Raw genomic sequence first — 4,028 nt, 5'->3', positions numbered from 1 at the left:
CCCGCTGCGGCACGACACCTCGACCAACGACGAGCGGATATCGCAAGGATGTGGGATCAGGTCAGCTTGTAGTTCCGGGTGGCCTGGCCAGAGGCTCAACGCCCCTTTTGTTCCGGCCCCGGATCCGCAGCGCCCGAGATCGGAGCGGCAACTTCGATCTCTACCCGGCGGTTCTTCGCGCGTCCCTCAGCATCGTCGCTGCCATCGAGGTTTCGGTTGGGCACAATCGGACGCGCTTCGCCAAGAGCGATGACGGTCATGCGCTTCACATCGACGCCCTTGCCGGCGAGATAGTCGCGCGCCGCCTCGGCCCGGCGGCGAGAGGCGGCAAGGTTCTCCGCGTCGGATCCGCGGGAATCGCTGTGCCCCCAGATCGTGATCGGCCCGCCGGCCTCGAGCGTTGGATTGGCAAGCAGGCCATCGAGCAACCCGCGCCCAGCTTCATCGGGTTTTGCACCTTTTGCCGGGTAGGGAATTACGAGGTGAACCGGTTGCAGCGAGGGGGCCTCGCTCGGGCCGATATCGACGTCTTCCCGGATGATGGATTTCTTCGGCTCCTGTGCCGGATCGTCCGGTGCCGCGCTGGCAAGTGCGTCAGGTATCGCAGCCTCGCTTGCGGGTGCATCGCTTGCTTCTCCCTCGCTTCGCTGCTGGCAACCGCCGAGGGTAGCCAGCAGAAGCAGGGATGCGGTTATCGGCGCGCGGTTCATGCTGTCGCCTCCTTGGTTTCGGGAATGTTGCGAGTGGGTTCCGGCTCCGCACGGCGCGGCGGGCCGTAGGAAATGATCGTGTCGCCCGGCTGAGGCGTGGGACGGGAGGCGTGGGTGAAGAACAGGATCCTGCCCTCCTTTCGCAACACGAACAGCATATTCGCCTCATCCGGCAGCGCGGCCTGTGCATCTGCAAAATCGAACTGTTCGCTGATGCGCGTCTTGCGGAAGGTCCAGCCGGCGCTTTCGTGCTCGGCGATTTCCTCCACGCCGATGCCCGAAGCGAACATGGCGCGTCCGCGAAGAGCCTCCGGCAGGCTGCGATGGTCCTCGTCATCGCCCATGCCGCCAAGCTGATAGACCGCATCCCTGCCGATATCGGGCGCGAACTCGTTGCAGACGAGCGCATTGTAGGCCTCGTTGTCGGTCGTGGCGACGAGGACCTGGAACTGCGCCAGATCGAGGCGTTCCTCGGTCGACTCCGCCAGAATTTCGCCGTGATAGGTGGCGATCCCGGCCTGCCGCGCCACCGAGAGGCGCTGCCAGCTGGTGTCGGCGATCATGACCGGGACATCCAGTTGCCGCAGCTGATGGGCAAGGGACAGGCTCCACGAGGTGCTGCCGACGATCAGGAGGCCCTTCTTGCGGGCGCCCATGACCTTGAGCCAGCGCGCCACGTAGCGGATGCTGAACCCGTGCGCGACAATCGTGGCGACGACGACGGAGAAGGACAGCGTTACGAGAATGCTGCCGTCGCCATAGCCAAGCTGGTCGAGCCTCAGGGCGAACAGACCCGACATGGCCACCGCCACGACGCCGCGCGGCGCGATCCACGCAACCAGCAGGCGCTCGTTCCAGGGGATCTTGCTGAAGGATAAGCTGAGCAGCACCGTCGCCGGGCGCACCAGGAACAGCAACGCAAGAAGATAGGCAATGAAGCGCCACTCGAACTGGCGCAGCACGCCGAAATCGAGCGAGGCTGAAAGCAGAACGAAGACGCCGGAGATGAGGAGGACCGTGACGTTCTCCTTGAAGGGGTGAATGTCACGCAGGGAATCGAGCCGCATGTTGGCGATGGCGACGCCCATCACGGTTACGGCGAGAAGGCCGGTTTCCTGCTGGATGAGGTTTGAAAGCACGAACGTGCTGATGACGGCGACGAGAAGGACGGGGGCCTTGAGGTACTCGGGCACATGGCCCCGGGGGAAGGCCCAGGCGATCGCACGCGCCGCTCCGTAACCGATGAGACCGGCCACGACCGCGGCGGCGACGAGCGACGTGGCCACCGAGAACAGGGTGCCGCCTTCGCCGGAGCGACGCAGGTATTCGTAAGTGAGGACGGCGCAGAGGGCGCCGAACGGATCGTTGACGATGGCTTCCCACTTCAGGATCGCCCGCGGACGAGGCGCGATGTTGCTCTGGCGCAGGAGCGGTATGACGACGGTGGGGCCCGTCACGACGAGGATTCCTGCGAAAAGGATGGCGACCGGCCATACGAGGCCGGCGATATAGTAGCAGGCCAGCGTGCCCAGCACCCATCCTACCGGAATCCCCACGAGCATCAGGCGCGTCACCGCGCCTTCTGTCTTCCTGAGTTCACGAAAGTTGAGACTGAGCCCTCCTTCGAAGAGGATGAGCGCAACGGCCACGGAGATCATCGGCTCCAGCAGGTCTCCGAAGGTCTGTGCGGGGACCACGAGACCGGTGACGGGTCCGGCGAGGACACCGGCTGCGAGCATGAGGGCGATGGCTGGCCAGCCGGTACGCCAGGCGATCCACTGAGCACCGATACCGAGAATACCGATCAGCGCGAAGACAAGGGCTTGCTGATGCATAACGAAGAGGCATAACCATCTCGGACCGGCAAGGTAACCGCCCCGCGCTGAAATTTTTCCAGGTTCGAGGGTCCTGCCGGCGGCTTGCCGAACCGTGAGGCGCGAACGGGTGGACAGGCCCCGTGGGGCGCTGCAATAGGGCCTGGCTCCCAATACCCCTGCCGCTGCCCATAGAGAGGCTCGTCGCCGTGAAAATTCCGAACCGCCTGTTGCCACGACGTATCCGCGTGGCGCTGCGCCGGCACGGTCCGGAAGCGCTGGTCTGGCGGCGCCGGGTGGCGATCGTGGGCGGGGCCGTTCTGGTGGGTCTCGTGGCGCTGGTGTTCGCCGAGTTGGCGGACCGGGCAAACGCCTTGTTCCACATCTTCGCAGGTCGCTGGTGGTGGGCGCCGCTGGTCGCGACGCCTGCGGGTTTTGCAGTCATCGCCTGGCTTACCTTGCGCTTTGCGCCTCTGGCGAAAGGATCCGGCATTCCCCAGGTAATGGCCGCGACCAAGAACCCGGAGGGGTCGCTTTCGACATTGGTGTCGGCCCGCGCGGCAGTCGCGAAGTTCTTCCTGACGATCGGCGGTCTGCTCGTCGGCGCTTCGGTCGGGCGTGAGGGACCGACGGTTCAAATTGCCGCAGCCATCATGGGCCGCATGCACCGCGTGCTGCGCGTCCAGCTGCGGTCATCGGTCTATATCGCAGGCGGCGCGGCCGGCGTTGCAGCCGCCTTCAATACGCCGCTTGCCGGTGTCGCCTTCGCCATCGAGGAACTGGCGGCAGCGTATGAGCAACGTATGACCCTGCTGGTCATGGCCGCCGTGCTGATTGCCGGCATGGTCAGCCTGGGGGTCGCTGGCGACTACATCTATTTCGGCGCCATGCGGCAGACCCTTGGTTTCCAGCAGGCCCTCATGGCCACGCCTGTTGCCGGAATCCTCGGCGGTATCGCAGGCGGGGCGTTCTCGCGGCTCATGCTTTCGGCCGGTACCACGGCGATACGACCGATGGTCTGGCTTCGCGCCCATCCGATCCAGTTTGCGACGCTTTGCGGGGCGATCGTGGCTGTGCTCGGCGTCTCGACCGGGCTGACCTGGGGAACCGGGTACGATACCGCCCACGGCATCATTGCCGGCAAGGATGTGCCGATCTGGTTCGGCGCTGCCAAGTTCGCGACGACACTGGCAACGGCGGTTTCCGGCATTCCAGGCGGCATCTTCGCGCCGTCGCTCTCGATCGGCGCCGGTATCGGTGATCTGCTGCGCGGGATATTTCCCGCCTATCCCTCCGGAGCCATCGTGCTCCTGGGGATGGTCGCCTACTTTACCGGCGTGGTGCGCGCGCCCCTCACGGCGGTTATCATCATCTCGGAGACCACCGCCAGCAGGGGACTCATGATGCCTCTCCTGGCTTCTGCGCTGATCGGCGACTTCGCCGCCCAATTCGTCTGCAAGGAAAAGCTCTACCACGGACTGTCGCAGCGCTTCCTCCCGAAGAC

The 4,028-nt window shown here is 65.1% G+C and carries 3 protein-coding genes; 1 reads left to right on the top strand and 2 read right to left on the bottom strand.

The annotated features are described in order from the left end of the window. Nucleotides 1–95 precede the first annotated feature (95 nt). Complete coding sequence (locus tag V7066_RS28710; protein ID WP_334186333.1) at nt 96–710, bottom strand: OmpA family protein; 615 nt, start codon at nt 708–710, stop codon at nt 96–98. Continuing rightward, nucleotides 707–2,545 (bottom strand): cation:proton antiporter, encoded by a 1,839-nt coding sequence (locus tag V7066_RS28705; protein WP_334186332.1) that lies wholly within the window; start codon nt 2,543–2,545, stop codon nt 707–709. Before V7066_RS28705 ends, V7066_RS28710 begins: the two co-directional genes overlap by 4 nt. 188 nt (nt 2,546–2,733) lie before the next feature. Between V7066_RS28705 and V7066_RS28700 the strand changes: the two genes are divergently transcribed. Beyond that, nucleotides 2,734–4,028 (top strand): chloride channel protein (locus V7066_RS28700; RefSeq protein ID WP_334186331.1); only part of this gene is annotated, 1,295 nt, incomplete at its 3' end.

This window comes from Novosphingobium sp., assembly GCF_036820275.1.
Classification (GTDB): Bacteria; Pseudomonadota; Alphaproteobacteria; order Sphingomonadales; family Sphingomonadaceae; genus Novosphingobium.
Note: the sequence above shows the minus strand (reverse complement) of the source record. Positions and strands in the feature narration are given on the sequence as shown.

Bases quoted from the DNA above. Each gene is read 5' to 3' on its own strand.
- V7066_RS28710 (WP_334186333.1), bottom strand. From the start codon at position 710: ATGAACCGCGCGCCGATAACCGCATCCCTGCTTCTGCTGGCTACCCTC.
- V7066_RS28705 (WP_334186332.1), bottom strand. From the start codon at position 2,545: ATGCATCAGCAAGCCCTTGTCTTCGCGCTGATCGGTATTCTCGGTATC.